This window comes from Ensifer sp. ENS07, assembly GCF_014852185.1.
GTDB classification, from domain to species: Bacteria; Pseudomonadota; Alphaproteobacteria; order Rhizobiales; family Rhizobiaceae; genus Ensifer; species Ensifer adhaerens.
Window position 1 is genome coordinate 12606 of the sequence record NZ_JACVBE010000011.1, and the last position, 19688, is coordinate 32293.

Below are 19688 nucleotides of genomic sequence, written 5' to 3' on the forward strand. Positions count from 1 at the left end.
GGGCACGCAATTACGATGGGCTGGTTTCGACGCTATTCCACCAGCCGCACGCCGCCTCCCCTGCCGAAGCCGTTAGGCACGAAATCTTTGCCCTCTTCCCCCGGCTTCTTGAAGAAGGCCGTTCCGGACACGTAGAGGTTCAAAACCCTGGTAATCAGTGCGGTAAACTTTGATTCCGAATTGAGGCTTCCGCTGATGTTCCAGTCGACCACCGCGTAGGGCAAATAGATCGCCCCATTGTAGAAGCTTCCAGCAGACGTGTTGATGCGGAACTGGACGCTGCTGTCCTTCGCCTGCCGGCCCTGGAACATCAGGATGCCAGCATGCGCGCCGCTGGTGGGCGCCGATACCTGCAGGATTGCCGCACCGTTCAAAAACAGCGGCGATTGCGCGTCCTCGAAATAGAAAAGCACGTCCTTGCCTATGACCTTGGCCGATGTGTTCAAGGTCAACGCGCCGCGGCGGAACGCGTAGATTCCGGGCTTCAGCGTTAACTCGTCCGTGGCATTCACGGTCAGCCCGCCGCAATAGATCCCGGGCTCGAGCGACGACTTGCCCTGGCTGTTGATCGTCTTCAGGCTTTGGGAGGTACAGGCGTCGTTCGGCGACACCGGTTCGGGCATGCCGGCCATGGGGTCGGGCACGACAGGAGATCCGTCGACCGGCGGCGGCGAAATCAGGCGGCCGGAAAGCTTCGACTGGCCGGTGACGGCGATCAGCGGTGCTGCGAACTTCCCCTGGTTTTCGGCGTAGAACGCACGTTGCGAATGGGACGAGTTCACCTGGAAGCCGCATTCGCTGGTGACCGAGTTCGAATTGATGATCTTCAGCGCATCGGCCCTGCCCGGATCAAGGATCAGGATGCAGGCCGAGCTGCCGGCCCCTCGGGCGGCTTTCGCGATGACTGAGATCGGAACCGTCCGGAAGCCGAACATATGCATGATGGCGGTTTCGTAGTCCTCATTGACAGCCACCGCTACCGTATCCCGCTCGACCGTGACCTGATGGTTCCAGCTGGGGGGCCCTTTCAGATCTTGCGTGTCGTTGCTGCCAAGATGGGCGCCGAGAAAACCCACGGCGATCTTCTGCTCCGAACCGACACCTGCTGCAGCTCCCGCCAGTGCCGCAGCATCGGCCGCGCTTTGCATAGCGGCCTTTCGGTTGACCGCGGCTGCGAAATCGATCGCAACGCCAAGAGCGGCAATGAGGGGGATCGCGACAAGCGCTGCCAAGAGGCCGAAGTTCCCGGACCGGCATTTCAGCAGGGCCGAGGCGCAATGCCTGATCAGTGGCAGGGTCAGTATGTTCATGGCAGTTTCTTTGCAACCAGATGGAGAGTAGTCGCCTCTTCGTGCAGGGAGCCTTGCCAATCCTTTAATTTCGGGCCGAGTTAACGGTATGCACTCTCTCAGACGCTCTTCAGAGCTCTGACACAGGCGCGAAACGAGGTTATTTGAAGATATTTTGCGCTAAACGCGCGTCACTTCGGCACAACCGGCCAGCTGCCACGCTCGCCGGTTGGAAGCGATTTTGGCGTGCCCGAGAGGCGGATTCTGGGTCTTCTTCACTCAGAGGTTGCTGGACTGCTGAGGCAGTGCGGCGACTAACCCCTTTTGCTCATTGCCTAATCCTTGACTGCACCGTGCGCTGTGCGACGCTTTCGACTTCATGGTTGTACTGCGTAAGGGGCGGACGATGAAATTCACAAAGGCAAAGAGGAAACATCCCGGTAAGGCATTCAAAATAGGCGGAGCCGATAGAAGCACATATGACGGCTTCGTCGGGACGGCGCGCGCAGCACCCGGCTTTTCCTATCGGGGACGATGGACCAGCGAAGGGTGCCCCGGCACCTTCGAAACATGGCTCGTAAACAAGGGCATATTGCCCAAACAATAGGGCCTTTCATACTACTCAATCACGATCTGCCGGCGTCAAGGGTGGCGCCGGCCGCGCGCGTCAAGGCGCTCCGCCTAATAAAGCGATTTCGATTCCGCTTGGGCGTTCGAACGCGTTGGCATGCGCGAAAGAACCGGCTTGTCGCGACCGGAGGGGCGGCCGAGAATGCGTCGACGGCTGGCTGACGTCGATACGTCGGCATCCCTGGCGGTACTGAGAGCAGGTTTCCGTGGCCCATACTGCAGACGGTCTCTGAACTGCGTTCTCGGGTCAGGCCTTCCCGCTCTCAATCGCACGTGCCCATCCCGCGGCTCGCTCGGCCGAGGCCGCCAGAACCGGTTTGGGCGCCTTGTACCACTCGTCCTTTGGGATCTCGCGCTTCTCGCGGACGAAGTCGATGGCGCGCTCCAATGTTTCGAATTGATCAGGCAGCGTCAAATGCAGGAACAGCGACACGACGACGACTGAGCGCGATCGGCCACCGCGGCAGTTGACGAGCACACCGCCACGTTCGCGCCTGGGATAGGACGGCTTTTCGGGTAGGACCTGCTCCAGGGCCGCTCGCAGGATGTAGTGGGCGGCCAGCATTTGCGTGTCCGGGTTCCCATCCCCGTCGATAAGCCCGATCTTGTAGTAGCGGATTTCGCCCGGTCCATGGATGCTGTTGCGGTGATCCGAGACGAGCTTCGGCTGGTCGACGAAATTGAAGTCCAGATTGACCGCGCAATTGACGACCGTCGTGATCCCGCTCTTGCGCAGGAGTTCGAGGTCGCTCGCACCTTCCTTGCCGGAAATGAAGATGTCGACGCCATAGGTCGGATGCTTCGGATAGACGAGACTGAGCCTTGGCAATTCGCTGCTGGTCTTTTCCGTGGTTGAGGCATCGCTAAGATTGTCGAGCATGGTTTCCTCATGGGCTTTCATGGCGACGGCGCCTTCGCGCTGCGCCCGGCAGAGATTGCGGCGGCGACACGGTTCAGGGTTGGATAGTCGCCACCCCGGCCATAGGCGAGATACCCCGGGCAAAGGTAGTCGGCGGATCCTTCCGGCACTTTGCCAAGCGACAACGGCGCATAACGGCCGCCTGCGTTCTTCAGGATCAGCGTCGCTGCGGCCACATCCCAGGCGTTGACGCCAAAGCCCGCGGCCGCATCGACAAAACCCGCCGCCACATGGGCGATGCTCAAAGCTGCACTTCCAGGGCGACGCACGGTCGAGAAGGTTTCGACCAGATCACCGAGGCGGGCAAGTGCCTCGTTGCGGCCATCCAGGCGAAAGTCGCGCGAGACCGGGTAGCCGGTGATCAGCGTTGCCCGGCTTTCGTCACCGATGGCTTTGGAGGCAATGACCTTTCCATTGAGATAGGCACGCTCGACGTCGCTCGAAAACAGGAGATCGGCCACCGGGTCATAGACGACCCCGGCCACAACCGATCCGCCTTCAACCGCCGCAATCGATATGCACCAGAAGGCAAGTCCTCGTGCGAAGTTCGCGGTCCCGTCGATCGGATCGACATACCATTGGATGTCGCCCTCACCGACCTGCCCGCCCTCTTCGCCAAGCATCGCCGAATTCGGCTCGTGCGCGAAGATGTAGTCGCGGATGGATGCCTCGGCTTGCCTGTCGTAGACCGTCACGACGTCGTGGAGATCGCGCTTGTAGTCGACGACCATTTCCGAGCGAAACGCAGCGAGCAAGGGGCCGGCGGCCGAGCGGGCCGCACCTTCGGCGATCGTCATCAGTCGCCGCGAGTAGTCGCGCATGGCGTCTCTATCGGATTGGTTACGGCTCGTGGCGAGATTGGCGTCGGTCATGCTCTCTTCCTGTTCATACTGGAACGGCCGGCGCGACCTGTCCTCGTGAGGCCGCGCCGGCCGGGATTTTACTTGCTGTAGTTCATGCGCCAGAAATCCTGCCACTCCTCGCGCCGGTCGAAATCGTCAAGCCCAGTGCCCGCGTCATAGGGAAAGAGGCGGTCCGCTACCTCCATGATCCCCGACGGTTCGTCCTCAGGCATCTTGATGTCGACATTGGTCGGCAGCTTGCCGTCCTTCATCTGGGGCGCGATGCCCTCTTCCGTCAGCACGTAGTGGATGAAGAGCTTCGCGGCATTCGGGCTCGCGGATTTCGAGGCGATCAGGCCGAGCTTGGTGTAGGTCCAGCCGACCCAGGGGGTCAGCTCCGTGCAGAGCCCGAGTTTGTAGCCTTTGCCTTCGTTATCACGGAACTTGGCGGAGCTCAGGAGCCCGAAAAAGGGCTCCTTCTGGCCGGCGGCGCCGACGGCTTCGGCAACCGGATCGTCGCCGTCCGTTACCAGCGGGCCGTTTTGTGCCAGGGCCTTGATCCAGGCGGCCGCTGCACTTTTTTCAGCGGTTTCGAGATCCTTGCCGAAGTGGACCTTGTAGGCCTCCTTCACGGCGTTGTCGGCATGCTTTTCCAACTGGTTGAACCAGTCGGTATAGGTGCTCTTGGTCAGGGGATCGACCAGCGCGATCTTGCCTTTCCATTTTGCCTCAGTCAGCTCCCAGATATTGCCGACCGGGCATTTGTCATAGGCCTCGGTGTTATAGGCCCAGACATTGGCATTGGTCGAAATCGCCAGCGGGTTCTGGAAGCCCGCCGGTATCTTCTCCTTCATGTCGCCGGGCAGATAGCTTTCGACGAAGCCTTGCGGCAGAAGCTGGGCGAGCGCTGCCGGTGCGTCGGTGATCAGGGCGACATCGCCCTGGACGTTGCCGGCCTGGGCTTCGCGGATGATCATCTCCAGCTGGCTGTTGGCCGAGACTTTGACGCCGGTCGCCTTCACCCCGTATTTGGCGGTGAAGGCCTCGGCCATCTCGACGATCTTGCCGGTGCTGTCATAGACATTGATCGGCTTTTCTTTCTTCGCCGCCTCCACCAGCGCATTGAGATCAAACGCCTCCTCGGCGTTTGCCTCGACGGCCAATGCGGCCGCAAGGGCGGCAAATGCCGCCCCCATGATCATAACCCTGTTCTTACCTTTGCTCATGGTTTCCCCTCCCAAGGAGACCGTTTCACATGTTCAGGCGATTACTTCTGGTAGCTGAGCCGCCAGAGGTCCTGCCAGGTCTCGCGCGCGTCCCAGTCGTCGAGGCTCGTTGCCATCTGGTAGGGCATGACCTGATCAAGAACGGCGCCGATGCCCGACGGCTCGTCTGCGGGCAGCGAAACGTCCTTGTTGGTCGACATTTTTCCGTCTTCTGCCTGCGGCGCGATGCCTTCGGCGGTCATCACGTAGTGGATGAAGAGCTTTGAGGCGTTCGGGCTGTTGGTGCCCTTGGTGATCAGCCCGACGCCCGGATACATCCAGCCGAGCCAGGGTTTCAGGTCCTTGCAAAGGCCGAGCTTCATGCCCTTTTCGGCATTGTCGCGAAACTTCGCCGAGCTCATCAGCCCCATGAAGGGTTGCGACTGACCCGGCGCGCCGACGGCATCAGCAGCGGCCGCATCGGCGTCCGTCAGCAAGGGAGCGTTGGCAGCGAGCGCCTTGACCCAGGCGGCCGTCGCACTGCCGTCGTCGGTTTCGAGATCCTTCCCGTAAAGCTCTTTATAGGCGGCCGCCACTTTGTCGTCGCCGTGCTTGGCCATCTGGTTGAACCAGTCGACATAGGATGGCTTGCCGAGCGGATCCTGCATGGCGACCTTGCCTTTCCACTCAGGTCCCGTCAGCTGCCAGATGTTGCTGACGGGGCACTTGTCGAAGAGCTCAGTGTTGTAGGCCCAGACATTGGCGCTGGTAACGACGGTCAGCGGGTCCTGATACTCAGTGGGGATGTTGGCTGCGAGATCCGGCGGCAGCCAGCTTTCTGCAAAGCCCTGCGGGATGAGTTGCGCCATCGCGGCCGGTGCGTCGCTGATGATCGAGACATCGCCCTGGATGTTGTTGGCACGGGCCTCGCGAATGATCATCTCAAGCTGGGCAGTCGCCTTGACCTTGGAGCCCTCGGCGCCGACGCCATATTTCTGGGCAAAGGCCTTGGCCATTTCGACGATTTTGCCGGTGCTGTCATAAACCGTAATCGGCGGTTCCTTGCGCGCGGCCTCGATCAGCGCGTTCAGGTCGAACGGCTCTTGTGCCAGCGCCGGTCCGGCGAAGGCGACGATGGTCGTTGCCAGCAGCGCGCGCCTGATTGCACGGTGCGTCCTTTCAGTCCTTAGAAATTGCATCGTCTGTTCCTCCCTCAGATTATGTTTCGATTTGTCGTTCGGCACTGAAGCGCCTTAGTTCAGCGTGGACTTGCGCAGCAGCGCGTCCGCTTCGGCGATCCGCTGGCCGTCCTTGTTAAAAACGTGCAGCGCCTCAGGCGGCGCAAAGAACGAAACCCTCGTTCCGGTCTCGACGCGCGGCAGGGCATTGGTCGTCAAGAACAGCGTGTCGCTGCCGTTCCTGAGCTCCAGGATCCAGCTGCCGCCGGTCGGCAGGACGCCTGTCACCGTCATTTCGCCGGAGAAGCTGCCGGCCGGCACATCGTTGGTTTTGACCGAATAGCCGATCGCTTCCGGTCGGATGCCGATCGAGCCAATGCCGCGCAACGACGGGTGGCGCGTGCCAAGATAGGCCTCGGCTGCGCGCGACAGCTCAGAGGCGGCGGCCGATCCGAAGTTCAGGATGTTGATCGGCGGGCTACCGACGAATTCCGCGACGAAGCGATTGGCCGGGCGATCATAGATATCGTTGGGCGTGCCCATCTGCTGCAGCGTGCCCTCGTTCATGACGGCGATCGTCGTTGCCAGCGTCATTGCCTCCCACTGGTCGTGGGTGACGAAGACGATGGTCGTCTTGAACTCCTTGTGGATGCGTTTGAGCTCGGCGCGCATCTCGAGCCGGAGCCGGGCGTCGAGGTTCGACAGCGGTTCGTCGAGCAACAGAACGCCTGGATTGACTGCCAGCATGCGGGCGAGCGCCACGCGCTGCTGCTGGCCGCCCGAGAGCTGCGACGGGTAGCGGTCGCGGTACTTGGCGATGTCGAGCGCCTGCATCACTTTCTCGACGCGCATTTCACGCTCTTCCTTCGGCAGTTTGCGCAGCCTCAGACCGAAGTCGGTGTTGCGTTCGATTGTCAGGTGCGGCCAGAGCGCGTAACTCTGGAATACCAACCCCATCTCACGCTTTTCCGGCGGGATGAACACGCCTGCCCTGACCGAGTCGACCACCCGCTCTCCGATGCGGATCTCGCCGTCCGAGAGGTTTTCGAGGCCGGCGATCATGCGCAGCGTCGTGGTCTTGCCGCAGCCAGAGGGTCCAAGAAGGCACATGAACTCGCCGTCGCGGATTTCGAGATCGAGGTTCGAGACGGCATTGGCGGAATTGACGCCGTAGTTCTTCTGGGCGCCGCTGAGATTGATGGTGGGCATCAGCTTCCGAGTCCTTCTGCGAGATTGGTCTTGGTCAGCTTCTGGGCTGCCAGGGTTCCGAGATAGGCGATCGCCGCGATGATCAGCACGACGGCATTGGCGGCTTGCGTGTAGTGGTAGTCGACGAGCCGGAGCGAATAGGTGGTCAGAACATCGGTGCTCGGCACGGCGAGGATGACGAAGAGGCTCAGGCCCTTGATGCCCGAGATGAAGGGCAGCAGCACGCCTGTTACCAGCGAGCCCTTCTGGATCGGAATGACGATCAACATCATCCGCCGGAACCAGCCGGCGCCGGAAATCTGGGCTGCCTCTTCCGGATCCTTGCCAAGCTGGGTCATGGCCGAGATACCGGCGCGCGATGCGTAAGGCATCTGGTCGGCGATCAGCGCCAGGACCAGGATGGTGACGGTACCATAGAGGGCCGGCATCGGTCCGCGTGGCACGGCGAAGAGCGACAGATAGGCGGCGGCAAAGGCGATACCCGGCACCAGATAGGGCAAGAAGGTGACCTGCCGCAGATAGACCGACAGGACCTTCACCGGCGTGCGGATGACCACATAGCCGACAAGAAGTCCGAGAATGCCCGAGGTCAAGGACGCAAGGCCGACGATGACAAGCGTGTTTTTTGCAGCCGCCCATAGATCGGGGCTTAAGAGGACCCCGGTCTGCAGTGCCACCGTGTGGAGATCACGGCCGATCCAGTAGTCGAGCGTGAAATTGTCGAGCGTGAACTGCGCCGGCAGCTTCATGATGGTGGAGAGGAACAGGGTCAGAAGCGGCAGTCCGACGCTCAAGAGAAAGATAAGTGCGGCAAAACCGGTCGCCGGCAGACGGTACTTGCCGAGCCGGCTCTGGCGGTTCATCGAACCCTTCGAGCCAACAGTAACGAAGCGCCGGGCTTCACGAACAAGACGCGCATCGATCATGAGGGTGACGATGCCGATCAGCATGATCGAGGCCGCGACGACACCGGCAACGCCGGTCTGGCGCGACGCGATGCTGCGAAAGAGCGAGGTGGAAAGCACTTCGAACTTGACCGGCAGGCCGAGCACATAGGGCACGCCAAACTCGCCGAGGCACTTGGCGAAGATCAGCACCATCGAGGACAAAAGTGCGGGACGCATCAGCGGCAGGATGATCTGCATCGCCACCTGGTAGCGCTTGGCTCCAAGGATACGGGCGGAATCTTCGAGCTGGGAATCGAAGCGACGAAGGGCAGAGCCAAACAGCAGGATGACGAAAGGCGTATAATGTAGCGCCAGGATCACGATGATCGGGAAGCGCCCATAGGCGACCCAGTCGGGCGGCGTTAGCCCCATGGCCTCGAACCAGCCCGGCTGGCCGCCGACGGTGCGGTTCTTGAAGAGCGTTGTCCAGGCAAGCGCAAAGGTCCAGGCCGGCAGCATGTAGGGCACGATCAGCGCTGTTGCGAACCAGCGCCGTCCGAACATGTCTGTCCGGCTGATCAACCAGGCGAGCACCGTACCGATCAACAAAGACAGGCTGATCGCTCCGAGCGCAACCGATAGCGTGTTGAAGAGCGGCCGCCAGAAAAGATCGACCGAGACCGGCGACAGGAAGGCTCGATCAAGGTAGTAGAGCGTAAGCTCGCCAAAGTCCTTGCCGAGCCGCCGCTCGTGGCCGAATTGGACGCGCACGGAATCGAGCACGATCGAGATGATCGGCACGACGATGAGATAGGTAAAGAGAAGTGCCGTCAGGACGCCGATCAGCGTCGTCGGCTCCCGCGACGCGACCTTCATCCGATAGCGCCAGCGCTGCCATGCCGTCGGCGCCATTGCGCTGCCGGGCAATGTTGCCGCTTTGGCTGTCTCACTCAATAAGGCCATGCTCTTCCCCTTGGAACTCAACATGCGCTGCCTGCCCCGGCGATCGATGCCTGGCGGAACTTTCAAAGTGCCAACGGGGAATAGAAATCAGCCGCCAGGGCGTGGCGCTGACCTACGCAAGAAGCCGCTCAATGACGCAAACGGCGCGGCTGTCGGTTACTCAATCCTCCCCGTTCGCAGGGCAGGCGCAAGCGCTTGCCAGATGTCGGCGCAAGCTCCTCAACCGCGCCGCCGTCACCACGAACATAGACAGAACAAAAATTCCAATCCAGCTCTGTCTATGGAACGTATGATCCAATGGAGAGGCGCCATTGTCAACAAAAAAATGCACACGTGCGCAATGATATAAGCCGTTGTTTTTGATGGCTCTTTTGTGACAATGATGTATTGTTTTTAGAACACGTGATCATTGAGGTTGGGCGAATGACTTCAGCGGGGAGAAACAGCCGCCATAGACGGAGCGATGGCGACCGTTCACCGGCATCATCGGCTGGTTCACCGAGCGGGTAGGCTCGAACTTTTTCGTTGGAATGGGGCTGCTTTTGTGGCCCTGATGAAAAGCATCTGATTCTGCAGGAGAAAGGCATGGCGAGGGGCTTTGTGACGGCCGAAGAGGTTGCAAAACGCGCGGGCGTCTCACGCTCGGCGGTCTCGCGAACCTTTACGCCCGGAGCCAGTGTATCCCAGGCTGTGCGGCGCAAGGTTCTCAAAGCCGCCCGGGAGCTCGGTTACCGGGTCAACCGGCTGGCGCAGGGACTGAACAACGACCGCTCCAATCTCATCGGGGTCGTCGGTGCCAATCTCAGCGCACCCTTCCATGCAAAACAGCTCGATCTCTTGAGCATCGGCCTGTTGCGTCGCGGTCTGCAATGCCTGTTGCTCAATGCCGCGGATGCGCGAAAGGATATCGCGCCGCTGATCGAGCTACTGTTCGAGTTCCGGGCGCAAGCGATCATCGTTCTTTCCGGAGAGCCGCCGGAATCGATCGTCGACCAGTGCATTGCCAACGGCGTGCGCCTGATCCTGATCAACCAGAAAATCGATCGCACCGATACCAGCATGGTGCTGAGCGACGATTCCCGCGGTGCGGACCTTGCAGCACTGCGCCTGATCGAGGCGCGCTGCAAGAAGGTTGCGGTGATCTCGAGTGGCAGCCAAACCCCTGCTCAGGTGCGCCGCACCACTGCGTTCAAAAAGAAAATGGCGACCGCCGGGGTCGAGGTGGTCGCCTGGTCGGGCGGTACCACGAGTTATGAAAGCGGTTACCAAGCTGGCTGCGAGGTGCTCCTCGACGAGGCGATCGACGGCGCGTTTTGCGTCACCGATCTCTTGGCTCTCGGCTTTCTCGACGCTGCCCGCACCGAAATGCACCGCCGCGTGCCGGCCGATCTTTCCGTCGTCGGCTTCGACGATATTCCGCAGGCAGGGTGGAAGAGTTACGAACTCACCACCGTTGCGCAGTCCTTCTCCGCTCTGACGGAGCATGTTCTCGAAGCGCTGGAAGCCGACGAGATGGAAACACGACTTCAGGTCGTTCCCGTCACGATGGTCGAGCGCAAGACCGCCCGACGCTAGACCGGAATGCTCAAGTGGCCGCCGGCCGGATACGGCTGTCGATCAACAACCCGCTCTGATCAAGGATGGGGTGCGCGACGGTTGCAATGTGTGCGTTGATGCGTTTGAGATCGCGCAGCATGTCGAGATGGAGCGAGCTGGTTTCGATGCTTTCGGCGCGGCCATCGCGTAGGCGCTGCAGATGCCGCTCAGCCGACTGCCGCTCCAGCCTGCGGACATCTTCCTTGGCTTCTACCAGGCGCCGCGCCATCGCGTTGTCACGCGTGGCAAACACGGCCTGGGCCATGCGCAGATTGTCGATCGTGATGGCGAAGAGACGCGACAGTTCCTCGTGGCCATCGGAGGAGAAAGCCAGGCCGCGGGCGATCTTCTTTGCAAGTTCGGCAAGGAGCCCCTTCTCGATGATGTCGCCGATATGCTCGAGGTTGATGGCATAGTTGACGATATCCATGGCGTGGCGGCGCTGTTCCTCGGCGATTTCGGACTGGCCGACGCGCGAGACGTAAACCTTGATCTCGTGTTGCACGCGATCCACGCGCCCTTCAAGCGTGCTGATCGCAGCAAGCCTGGAAGGGTCCGTCTGCTGCAGGGCGTCGTTTGCTTCGACCAGCATGCGCTCGACCAGGTCGCCGACGCCGAGCACTTCCCGACTTGCGCCGGCAAGCGCTGCGACCGGCGTGCCGAGATCGTTGTGTTCAAGGAAAAGCGGGCCGTCCGTCGCCTTTGGCTCGTCCGGCAACAGGCGCATGGTCAGGCGGGATAGAGGCCGAGCCAGGGGGGCCGCCAGAAGCGCCAGTGCGAGATTGAAGGCGAGATGCACATCAACCGGCAGATTGCCGCGTGAGACAGGCGGCCAGTCGATATGCGGGGCGATGTACCCGGCGAGCGCCAGAGCGGCCAGGCAGCCGACGGCACGCACGATCAGGTTGCCAAGGGCAACCCGCCTGGCGCTCGCCGCAGCCTTGAATGTGGCTAGAACCGGGGGCACAGCACCGCCGAGATTGGCTCCCAGAACGAGGGCGATGAGCGGGCCGGTCGAAAGGCTGGCGGATGTTGCAAGAGACAGGATCAGCACAACGACTGCCAGGCTCGATGACGCGAGCGCTGCGAGTCCTGCCGAGATGACGAGCGCCACCGGCCAGGCATTGTCGAGCATCCCGAAGAAAGCCGAAAGGGCGGCAGAGGTCCGCAGCGGTTCGGTCGCACCGCCAATCAGATGCAGCGACAGCAACATCAGCCCGATGCCGACGAGCGCTGCGCCTGATCCCTTGCGCGTGCTCGAGCTGCCGCGCCCGACAACGAAACCGCAAAGCAGCAAGAGCGGTGAGAGCCAGCCGAGCCCCAAAGCCACGATCCAGGCCGTCATCGCCGTGCCGACGTTGGCGCCGAGCAGCACGATCTGCGCCATGCGCGGCACGATGAGATCGCGCTCGACGAAGGACGCGACCATGAGAGCGGTGGCGGTGGAGCTCTGGAGGGCGATGGTTGCGACGAGGCCACTGAAAAACGAACGAAGACCGTCACGCGTCCCGGCCGCCAGTCCGGCTTTCAGACGGGCACCAAAAGCGCGTTGCATGCCGTCGCGAACCTGACCAAGGCCGAACAGGAGGAGCGCCACCGCGCCGAAGAGGTTGATGCTGACGATCGCAGTGCTCATGGCCCCCTCCCCAATGCTGCTTATTGCCGGCCGCGCAGCAACTCCGCTCGAAAGAGCTGCTGAAAGGATGCATAGGTCTCAAAGCCGAGGTCGCTGACGAGCCGCATGACTGTCGTCGTCGAGACACCGCTGCGCACGGCCACTTCCCGTGCGCTCGCAAAGGCGACGTCGTACGGATGGGCAAGCACGAACTTGGCCACTTCCAGGCGCCCACCCTTCAGATGACGTCGGCCCAGACGGCAAGATTCCCGCAACTCGATGAAAGTCGCCGGCGGCGCGGAGGAAGAGGCCGTGGAGAGCAACTGGTCCATGGTCAGGCAGCCTCTTCCGTGTCGGAGGTGCTCTCGATGCGGATGTGCAGGCTTCCCGCTTCGGCACGATCGAGGAAGGCGTCGAAGGCCCCGAAGAAGATCGCTAGGAAGCCTGATGTCGATCCGTCCCAGCCGGTCCCGGGCGGACGGCCGAAGTGTTTGGCGAGCAGGCGATAAAGCGCGCGGCGCCGCTCAGGTATCTTGTCAAGCGCAAGGACGCCGGCCTGGCGCAGGCAATACCAATCGGCGATCACCTCGATCATATCGAGGCTGGCGGCGTCCTCAGAGATGGCGATCGCTCCTTGCCCGGAAGCGCTCGTCATGGCGCCGGCGTCGGGCATCAACTTGCAGACCGCAGCGATCGAAAGCCCGGATATTTCGTTGACGACATCTCCGGGCCATTCCTTCGGAAAATAGCGATGCTGGACCAGGGCACGCTTGTGTGCCTTCAGGAAGGAACCGTAATCCGCCGCGGCAAAGGCTGGGTCCGGATATTCGCCGGCTCGCACCGCTTCGCGACGGTAGGCGCGCAGCACGCGTGGATCGACGGCCATCGCGGACAGTTCGACGGTTTCGATGGACGACGCCGATTGAGACGGTTCGACGATCTTGAAGGCCGGCGGAAAGGCCACGAGCGACGGCACGGCGACATTGATCAGCGAGCGGCAGCCGCGCGCGCGGCGCGTAACGCCTTCGACATGCAGGTGCCCGCTAAAATGCAGCGTCATGCCGGCGGTCATCAGTGCATCTGCGACCGCCTGCTGTGGTGTCCTGCGGGCAATATTGGTCTCGCCGAAGAGAACGCTTTCGGCTCCCGTTGCGCCATCGAAGGGATCGAGCACCGGATAATGCGAGAATGCGAGCAGCGTTTTTCCGAGTTTCGTTGCGCGCGCGGACACGTCCGCAATCCAGTCGACGATGAACGGTTTCAGCCTGATAAGCGCGTTCCAGCCCCCGCCGGTGCTGTCGACGAAAGCGGCTTCATCGCCCTCCTCAAACAGGCCGTCGCGTGGTTCGAAGACGTTGGCGTCGATCATCAGCAGCCAGAGACCCGGCTCGGGCTCGACCAGATAGGAGGCATCCATCAGCCGGTAGCCATTCCGGCCGTCCGGAGACGAGACCGGGTAGAGCCGATCCTCGACGCGGTCAGACGCCCCGAACGGGGTTTCCCAATGAAGATAGTCCGGCCGTCGGAAGTATCCATGGGTAGCCACAGGGGCAAGGCCCGTCGGATATCCCTCGCAATACATGCGCGGCGTTGTGTGGCTGCCGGGGGCTGCCTTTCCTACGTCGCTCGTGACGAGGACCCTCACGTCGTTCCGATCAAGAAATTGTTTGGTGTGGTGTCGCCCCTTGGGCCCGAAGATGTCGTGGTTGCCCGGAAGCGCATAAAAGCGCGTGCCATGGGTGCTCTCGTGCCCATCAAGAATGGTGCGCAGGCGCGCCGTTGTCTGTCTTTGCCCGTCGTCCGTGTAGTCGCCCAAAAGGACGACGTGACGGATGCCGCGGCGCGCGACCTCCGCCAAGGCCTCGTCCAGCGCCTTGGCACTTTCGTTGAAGACGCGGGTGGATTCGCGCGTGTCGGTCCAGCTTCTGACGGCCAGTTTTTCGCCGTCGATCTCTATCCGCGGGAACTCGAAATCGCCTTCAAGATCATGGAAATGGGCGTCGGCGATGATGGCGATCCGAGGCAAATCAGACATCGGCCTTCACCTCCAGACGGGAGGCCTCGACGAGGTCGATCCAAGCCGAAGCGCGGCGCGCTGCCTCATAGAGCATGGGCTTCGGCGTCTCGAACCATTCATCCGGCCGCAGTTCGCGATGCTCGCGGATGTGGGCGACGGCCGCGTCGAGTGTGGGAAACAGATGCGGCTGCTGCTTGTGCAGGAACAGCGCCACCAGCGACACCGAGCGGCTGCGTCCGCCGCGGCAATTGACGAGGATGTTGCCGCCATCGGCGAAGGGGTAGGTTGCGCGCTTCGGCATCGTCTGGCGTAGCGCACCGTCGAGAATGTAGTAGGCACCGAGCATCATCGTGTCGGGGCTGCCATCACCGTCGATCATGCCGAGCTTGTAATAGCGGACGGCCGCATAGCCGCTTGCACAAAGGTCATCATTGATGCTGACTTCTTCTTCGCGCACGAGGTTGATGTCCAGGTTGATCGCGCAATTGACGACAATGGAGATCCCGTGACGCTTGAGCAGGTCCAGGTCACGCGCGCCGTCACTGCCGCCGATATAGAGATCGGCGCTGTGGGGCCCGAGTTCTCTGGCGATCAGACTGATAGCGGGCCGGGTGTAGACCGGTGCGTCCATTGGATTTCCCCTTGTGTATGCGAACGGGTGGCATGCGTGTTCAGGCTACCGCGGTTTCAGGCCAGCTGGAGCCTGGCGGCTTGCTCCCTTTTTTGGACCGGGATGCCTGAAGCCACACTTACGCCGCCGGCAATCGCCGGCGTCGATGCAAGCACCGGCCCGCCGTCGAGCAGGCTGCCTATTTCCATGAAGGGACACACGGCGCCGCCCGCCTCGGCAACGAGTAACAGTCCGGCAAGGCAATCCCACGAGTTCATGTGCAGCTCGACATAGGCGTCCGAGCGCCCATCGGCGACATAAGCGAGCGCAAGTGCTCCCGAAGCGCCGCGCCGCACATTGGCGCCCTTCTCCAGCATCTGCCGCATCGTCTCCAGATAGGTCTCGTCCGGCACCCGCCGCGACCAGCCCATTTCGACCGACGCGGCATCGAAGGTCGCCGTCGACGAGACCGTGATGACCTTGCCGTTGAGCGTTGCACCTTCTCCCCGGCGGCAGAAATAAAGTTCGTCGTGGGCCGGATTGTAGATTGCGCCGATCTCTGCGCGTCCGTGTTCGACATAGGTTATGGAGATGCAGAAGTGCGGGATTCCGCGCGCGAAGTTTGCCGTGCCGTCGACGGGATCGACGACCCAGACGCGATCGGCAACGGTCCCGCCGCCCTCCTCGCCCAGGAACGCATCGGCCGGAAAATGGGTGGCAATTGCGTCGCGAATATGGGCCTCGGAGGCCGCATCGGTTTCCGTCAGAAAATCCTGCGGGCCCTTTAGGGAAAAGCCACGCTCGGCACTTGCCTTGAAGCCGTCGAGCACCAGAGCGCCGGCAGAGCGAATGACATCCCGACACAACAGGGCCCGCCCCGAAAGGTCGTTCGAATAGCGCGGCTTGTGATCGTTCATCGGCGAAACTCCATTGCACACGCGTGCATATTTGCACGCGTGTGCATGTCGCGCAAGTCGAAATTGCCGGTCCGTGCCAGGTGCCTGGAAGATTGGTCGATCGTCGCGGCCGCACTCAGCCGGACATCTGCGGCATTTCTGCAATATTCAAGCAGGCGCGGTCGACGTAGTGTCCACATGTCGAATCTCAAGGCAGGGTCGAATGACGACGATCACGATACAGGAAGCGCTCGACCGGGCGGGCACGGGCCCCTATCAGCGGCGCCTGATGGGCATATTCGGCCTGGTTTGGACGGCCGATGCCATGCAGGTGCTCGCCGTCGGGTTCACCGCCGCGTCCATTGCCGCAACATTCGGGCTGACGGTTCCCCAAGCGTTGCAGACGGGCACGCTGTTTTTCCTGGGCATGCTGATCGGCGCCGTCGGCTTCGGCAGGCTTGCCGATCGGATCGGCCGGCGCCGGGTCCTGATCGTAACCGTTGCCTGCGACGCGGTCTTCGGCATTCTGTCGATCTTCGCTCCGAATTTCGTGGTCCTGCTTGTCCTGCGCTTCCTCACCGGCGCTGCGGTCGGCGGCACACTTCCCGTCGATTATGCGATGATGTCGGAATTCCTGCCGGCGCGCAGCCGCGGGCGATGGCTGGTCATGCTTGAAGGCTTCTGGGCCGTGGGCACGCTGATCGTGGCACTGGCGGCATGGCTCATCGCTCTTGCCGGCCTTACGGACGGATGGCGCTACATCTTTGCCGTCACGGCCATTCCGGCAGTCATTGGCGTCGGACTACGCTTCCTCGTGCCGGAATCGCCGCTTTACCTGTTGCGCGCGGGCAAGGCGGAGGCGGCCAAGGCGATCGTCGATCGAATGCTCGCAGCCAACGCTCGACCGCAACTCGAGCCGACCGTATCGATCGCCCTGCCTGTACCGACGGCCGATCTCAGTATCTTTTCGAAGGACTTGCGTCGCCGCAGCCTTCTGATCCTTTCGGTCTGGTTCCTCGTCTCGGTCTCCTACTATGGCGTCTTTACCTGGATGCCGCCGCGGCTTGCGGGAGAAGGCTTCGGCTTCGTGCGTGGCTATGGGTTCCTCGTTCTCATCGCTCTGGCGCAGATCCCGGGCTATGCGCTTGCCGCCTACGGCGTCGAGAAGTGGGGACGGCGCCCGACGCTGGTCGGTTTCTGCCTGCTCTCCGCCCTCAGTTGCCTGTTGTTCGTCGTGGCGGATGCGGCCTTGGTCGTTGCCGCTGCGCTCCTGATCATGAGCTTTGCACTGCTCGGCACATGGGGCGCACTCTATGCCTATACGCCGGAACTCTATCCGACCGCCTCGCGCGCGACCGGCATGGGGGCGGCCGGCGGCATGGCTCGGCTCGGTGGCCTGCTTGCGCCTTCGCTCATCGGATTGCTGGTGGCGAAGGGCTTCGGCCTGGCGATCGGCACCTTTGCAGGCTTGCTGCTTGTGGCGGCGATCGCCGCTGCGTTGATTGATGCGGAAACCCGCAAGGTATCGCTGACCTGATACGGTGCATTCTTTTCAGGGGCAGTAGCTCACAGTTTGGAAAATTGAACTGCGTTTCAACGCGTTAGCGCCTCCTTTCCCTGTGAACAACCTGTGGACCGGCTGCGCACAAGGCCGGAAGTCAGGTTGCCGGCTGTTCGATCGTAAAAGCGGTCGTAAAATGGCTGTGCGGTCAAGCTCACGACCGTTAGTGTAGCAACTATCTCATCGGGGCCGGCACGTGTGCCGGTCCCGATTGTCCGCCCGGACGGGTGTCCTTGGCGGCGTCCCCTCCTCCCACAGAACGCTCATTTTGGCACCGTTTGGCAGTTCCGGCCGACGACCGCGGCGCACGTCTTGCGTTTATGCATAGCTGCATTGCACAATAAATGTTTTCCAGCTGGTCAAAAATCAGGCATAAAGCACACAGCTGATGCACATGGCGGGTCTCCTCCCAGTCCGCCGCAGCAGCTGTTCCCCTCTGGAGGTTTTTGACCTTCACACCTTTATGGGCCGCGGTTTTCCGCTGGCCCTTTTTTCTTTTCTGCGATCCTTCACCTTCGGCAAGGCTCCACGCCACTGTTTCTGCACGCGCAATTGCGTTTCGAAAAAACGTGTTCTGTAATGGGCCGCGTCATTGAGCGATGGAGGCGGAGACCGGTGGAGCCGATACATCTGTTCGAACTGGTGATCGGCATGTTTGTCGCGATCATCGCGCTGCACTACGTCGCGCATCGGCTCGGCCTGCCGCCGTCGGTGGCGCTTCTTAGCGGTGGCGCGATGCTCGCCTTCCTGCCGGGGCTGCCGGCCATCGCGGTCGACCCGGAGCTGGTGCTCGTCATCTTCTTGCCGCCGCTGCTCCTCGACGGCGCCTGGACGATCGCGGTCGGCCGCCTGCGCCGTCACCTGATCGGCATCGCCTCGCTTGCGATCGGCGCAGTGTTTTTTACCGCGGCCGTCGTTGCCGTCGTGACGCACCTCATCTTCCCGTCCCTGCCTTGGGCCGCATGCGCCGCACTCGGGGCGATCGTCTCGCCGCCCGACGCCGTCTCGGCACGGGCCGTGCTGCAGCGCGTGCAGTTGCCGCGACGGCTGCAGATCCTGCTCGAAGGCGAAAGCCTGCTCAACGACGCAAGCGGACTGGTATTGTTCCGCTTCGCGATCGCCGCCGGCGTCACCGGGGCATTTAGCGCCGGCGAGGCGGTCGGCAACTTCTTCCTGCTGGCGATCGGCGGTGCCCTTGTCGGCCTCGCCATCGGTACGGCGTGGGTGCTGCTTGCCCGCCGCCTCGGAGATGAGTACCTGATCATCGCCGCGACGGCCCTTTTGTCCTGGACGTCCTACCTGCTCGGCGAGTTCCTGCATGTTTCCGGCGTGATCGCGACAGTTACCACCGGCCTCGTCGCCAGTTGGCACCAGCACACCGTGCTCTCGGCCGCCACCCGTATGCGCGGCTCCGCCTTCTGGACCGTCATCGTCTTCCTGATGGAGGCCGCGGTTTTCATCCTGATCGGCCTGTCGCTTCGCGGCGTGGTCGAGCGCGGCGGCGGGTTCGAGACCGTTGCAGCGACCTTGGGGTGGCCGATCCTCATGGTGCTCTTCGCGCTCACTGTCGCCCGCTTCTTCTGGGTGTTTGGTTCCGACTTCGCAATCTGGCTTGGCAACAGGCTGGGGCTCAAGCGCTACACGCCGGTCGGCGCGCGCGGTGCGACCGTGCTTTCCTGGGCCGGCGTTCGCGGCGTGGTAACGCTCGCCCTTGCGCTGAGCGTGCCTGAAGGCTTCCCCGGCCGGGACTTCATCCTGGTGACCTCCTTTGCCGTGATCCTTGGAACGGTACTGATCCAGGGAACGACGCTCGGGCGGGTGATCGCCTGGGCGAGGCTCGTCGAGCCTTCGTCTGAAAAGGCACCCCTCACCCTAAGCCAGGCCGAGGCGGCGATGGCCCAGGCGCAGCTCATCACCATTCAAAGCCGCGCCTATGACACGGCGGGCAATCTCATCCATCCGCAATTGCTGGACCGCTATCAGCGCCGAGCGGTTTCGATCGTCGACTATGCCGCGCGCACGGAGCATTACACGCCGATCCTCCACGCCCATTTCGACGTCGTGCTCGAAGCGGTCGCGACCGGGCGGCGCGAACTCATCCGGCTTCATCGCGCCGGCGAAATCGACGATGAAACGCTGCACGAACTGGAGCGCGATCTCGACCTTGAGGAATTGAGCGCAATATCTGCCAAGGCGTGAGCCTCTTGCCCGAACGTTTCTTTCCATTTTCTCCTTTGACATGAGGGGCGGATGTCCTAGATGTCCGCAAAT

General features: G+C 62.1%; 15 protein-coding genes. 3 read left to right on the top strand and 12 right to left on the bottom strand.

Annotated features, from left to right (window positions below; genetic code table 11):
- Nucleotides 1-32 precede the first annotated feature (32 nt).
- The 7 genes from IB277_RS26620 to IB277_RS26650 all read right to left on the bottom strand — a co-directional run bounded on the left by IB277_RS26620 (nt 33) and on the right by IB277_RS26650 (nt 9122).
- Nucleotides 33-1310 carry a pilus assembly protein TadG-related protein gene (locus tag IB277_RS26620; RefSeq protein WP_192372033.1) on the bottom strand — a complete coding sequence of 426 codons (1278 nt, stop codon included), beginning with the start codon at nt 1308-1310 and terminating at the stop codon, nt 33-35.
- A gap of 856 nt (nt 1311-2166) precedes the next feature.
- Nucleotides 2167-2799, bottom strand: a complete 633-nt coding sequence (locus tag IB277_RS26625; RefSeq protein WP_029742786.1) for a dual specificity protein phosphatase — start codon at nt 2797-2799, stop codon at nt 2167-2169.
- A 17-nt stretch (nt 2800-2816) separates the two neighbouring features.
- Entirely contained in the window at nt 2817-3659 is an 843-nt protein-coding gene (locus tag IB277_RS26630) for an inositol monophosphatase (protein ID WP_371813690.1), read from the bottom strand.
- A 119-nt stretch (nt 3660-3778) separates the two neighbouring features.
- Nucleotides 3779-4882: an extracellular solute-binding protein gene (locus tag IB277_RS26635; RefSeq protein WP_049810992.1), complete on the bottom strand. Its 1104-nt coding sequence runs from the start codon at nt 4880-4882 to the stop codon at nt 3779-3781.
- Nucleotides 4883-4947: 65 nt separating this feature from the next.
- Nucleotides 4948-6084 (bottom strand): ABC transporter substrate-binding protein, encoded by a 1137-nt coding sequence (locus tag IB277_RS26640; protein ID WP_029742783.1) that lies wholly within the window; start codon nt 6082-6084, stop codon nt 4948-4950.
- A gap of 54 nt (nt 6085-6138) precedes the next feature.
- Entirely contained in the window at nt 6139-7272 is a 1134-nt protein-coding gene (locus IB277_RS26645; RefSeq protein ID WP_029742782.1) for an ABC transporter ATP-binding protein, read from the bottom strand.
- Nucleotides 7272-9122 (bottom strand): iron ABC transporter permease, encoded by a 1851-nt coding sequence (locus IB277_RS26650; protein ID WP_029742781.1) that lies wholly within the window; start codon nt 9120-9122, stop codon nt 7272-7274. Before IB277_RS26650 ends, IB277_RS26645 begins: the two co-directional genes overlap by 1 nt.
- Nucleotides 9123-9707: 585 nt before the next feature.
- Here IB277_RS26650 and IB277_RS26655 point away from each other — a divergent pair.
- Nucleotides 9708-10697: a LacI family DNA-binding transcriptional regulator gene (locus IB277_RS26655; protein WP_029742780.1), complete on the top strand. Its 990-nt coding sequence runs from the start codon at nt 9708-9710 to the stop codon at nt 10695-10697.
- 10 nt (nt 10698-10707) lie between these two features.
- Here the strand turns inward: IB277_RS26655 and IB277_RS26660 are convergent, their stop codons facing one another.
- From IB277_RS26660 to IB277_RS26680, 5 genes are read right to left on the bottom strand one after another with little or no spacing between them, the layout of a single operon-like run.
- Complete coding sequence (locus IB277_RS26660; protein WP_192372035.1) at nt 10708-12354, bottom strand: Na/Pi cotransporter family protein; 1647 nt, start codon at nt 12352-12354, stop codon at nt 10708-10710.
- Between the two features lie 20 nt (nt 12355-12374).
- Entirely contained in the window at nt 12375-12665 is a 291-nt protein-coding gene (locus IB277_RS26665) for a MurR/RpiR family transcriptional regulator (RefSeq protein WP_049810991.1), read from the bottom strand.
- Between the two features lie 2 nt (nt 12666-12667).
- Nucleotides 12668-14368, bottom strand: coding sequence for a metallophosphoesterase (locus IB277_RS26670; protein WP_029742777.1), 1701 nt, complete (start codon nt 14366-14368; stop codon nt 12668-12670).
- On the bottom strand, nt 14361-14981 hold the full coding sequence (locus tag IB277_RS26675; protein ID WP_029742776.1) for a dual specificity protein phosphatase: 621 nt from the start codon (nt 14979-14981) through the stop codon (nt 14361-14363). The genes IB277_RS26670 and IB277_RS26675 overlap by 8 nt, the downstream gene beginning before the upstream one ends.
- Before the next feature lie 56 nt (nt 14982-15037).
- A complete protein-coding gene (locus tag IB277_RS26680) occupies nt 15038-15877 on the bottom strand; it encodes an inositol monophosphatase (RefSeq protein ID WP_060517904.1) in 840 nt (279 codons plus the stop codon).
- Nucleotides 15878-16079: 202 nt separating this feature from the next.
- On the opposite strand from IB277_RS26680, the gene IB277_RS26685 reads away from it, so the two are divergent.
- Together IB277_RS26685 and IB277_RS26690 are read left to right on the top strand one after the other, a co-directional pair.
- The gene (locus IB277_RS26685; RefSeq protein ID WP_060603774.1) at nt 16080-17393 is read left to right on the top strand and encodes an MFS transporter; all 1314 of its coding nucleotides are present in this window, start codon (nt 16080-16082) and stop codon (nt 17391-17393) included.
- 639 nt (nt 17394-18032) lie between these two features.
- Nucleotides 18033-19616 carry a Na+/H+ antiporter gene (locus IB277_RS26690; RefSeq protein WP_192372036.1) on the top strand — a complete coding sequence of 528 codons (1584 nt, stop codon included), beginning with the start codon at nt 18033-18035 and terminating at the stop codon, nt 19614-19616.
- Nucleotides 19617-19688: the final 72 nt, after the last annotated feature.

Excerpts from the sequence above, each read along its gene's own strand:
- IB277_RS26630 (WP_371813690.1), bottom strand. The coding sequence starts at position 3,659 with ATGCGCGACTACTCGCGGCGACTGATGACGATCGCCGAAGGTGCGGCC.
- IB277_RS26625 (WP_029742786.1), bottom strand. The coding sequence starts at position 2,799 with ATGCTCGACAATCTTAGCGATGCCTCAACCACGGAAAAGACCAGCAGC.
- IB277_RS26645 (WP_029742782.1), bottom strand. The coding sequence starts at position 7,272 with ATGCCCACCATCAATCTCAGCGGCGCCCAGAAGAACTACGGCGTCAAT.
- IB277_RS26665 (WP_049810991.1), bottom strand. The coding sequence starts at position 12,665 with ATGGACCAGTTGCTCTCCACGGCCTCTTCCTCCGCGCCGCCGGCGACT.
- IB277_RS26650 (WP_029742781.1), bottom strand. The coding sequence starts at position 9,122 with ATGGCCTTATTGAGTGAGACAGCCAAAGCGGCAACATTGCCCGGCAGC.
- IB277_RS26660 (WP_192372035.1), bottom strand. The coding sequence starts at position 12,354 with ATGAGCACTGCGATCGTCAGCATCAACCTCTTCGGCGCGGTGGCGCTC.
- IB277_RS26620 (WP_192372033.1), bottom strand. The coding sequence starts at position 1,310 with ATGAACATACTGACCCTGCCACTGATCAGGCATTGCGCCTCGGCCCTG.
- IB277_RS26635 (WP_049810992.1), bottom strand. The coding sequence starts at position 4,882 with ATGATCATGGGGGCGGCATTTGCCGCCCTTGCGGCCGCATTGGCCGTC.
- IB277_RS26675 (WP_029742776.1), bottom strand. The coding sequence starts at position 14,981 with ATGGACGCACCGGTCTACACCCGGCCCGCTATCAGTCTGATCGCCAGA.
- IB277_RS26670 (WP_029742777.1), bottom strand. The coding sequence starts at position 14,368 with ATGTCTGATTTGCCTCGGATCGCCATCATCGCCGACGCCCATTTCCAT.
- IB277_RS26640 (WP_029742783.1), bottom strand. The coding sequence starts at position 6,084 with ATGCAATTTCTAAGGACTGAAAGGACGCACCGTGCAATCAGGCGCGCG.
- IB277_RS26680 (WP_060517904.1), bottom strand. The coding sequence starts at position 15,877 with ATGAACGATCACAAGCCGCGCTATTCGAACGACCTTTCGGGGCGGGCC.
- IB277_RS26655 (WP_029742780.1), top strand. The coding sequence starts at position 9,708 with ATGGCGAGGGGCTTTGTGACGGCCGAAGAGGTTGCAAAACGCGCGGGC.
- IB277_RS26685 (WP_060603774.1), top strand. The coding sequence starts at position 16,080 with ATGACGACGATCACGATACAGGAAGCGCTCGACCGGGCGGGCACGGGC.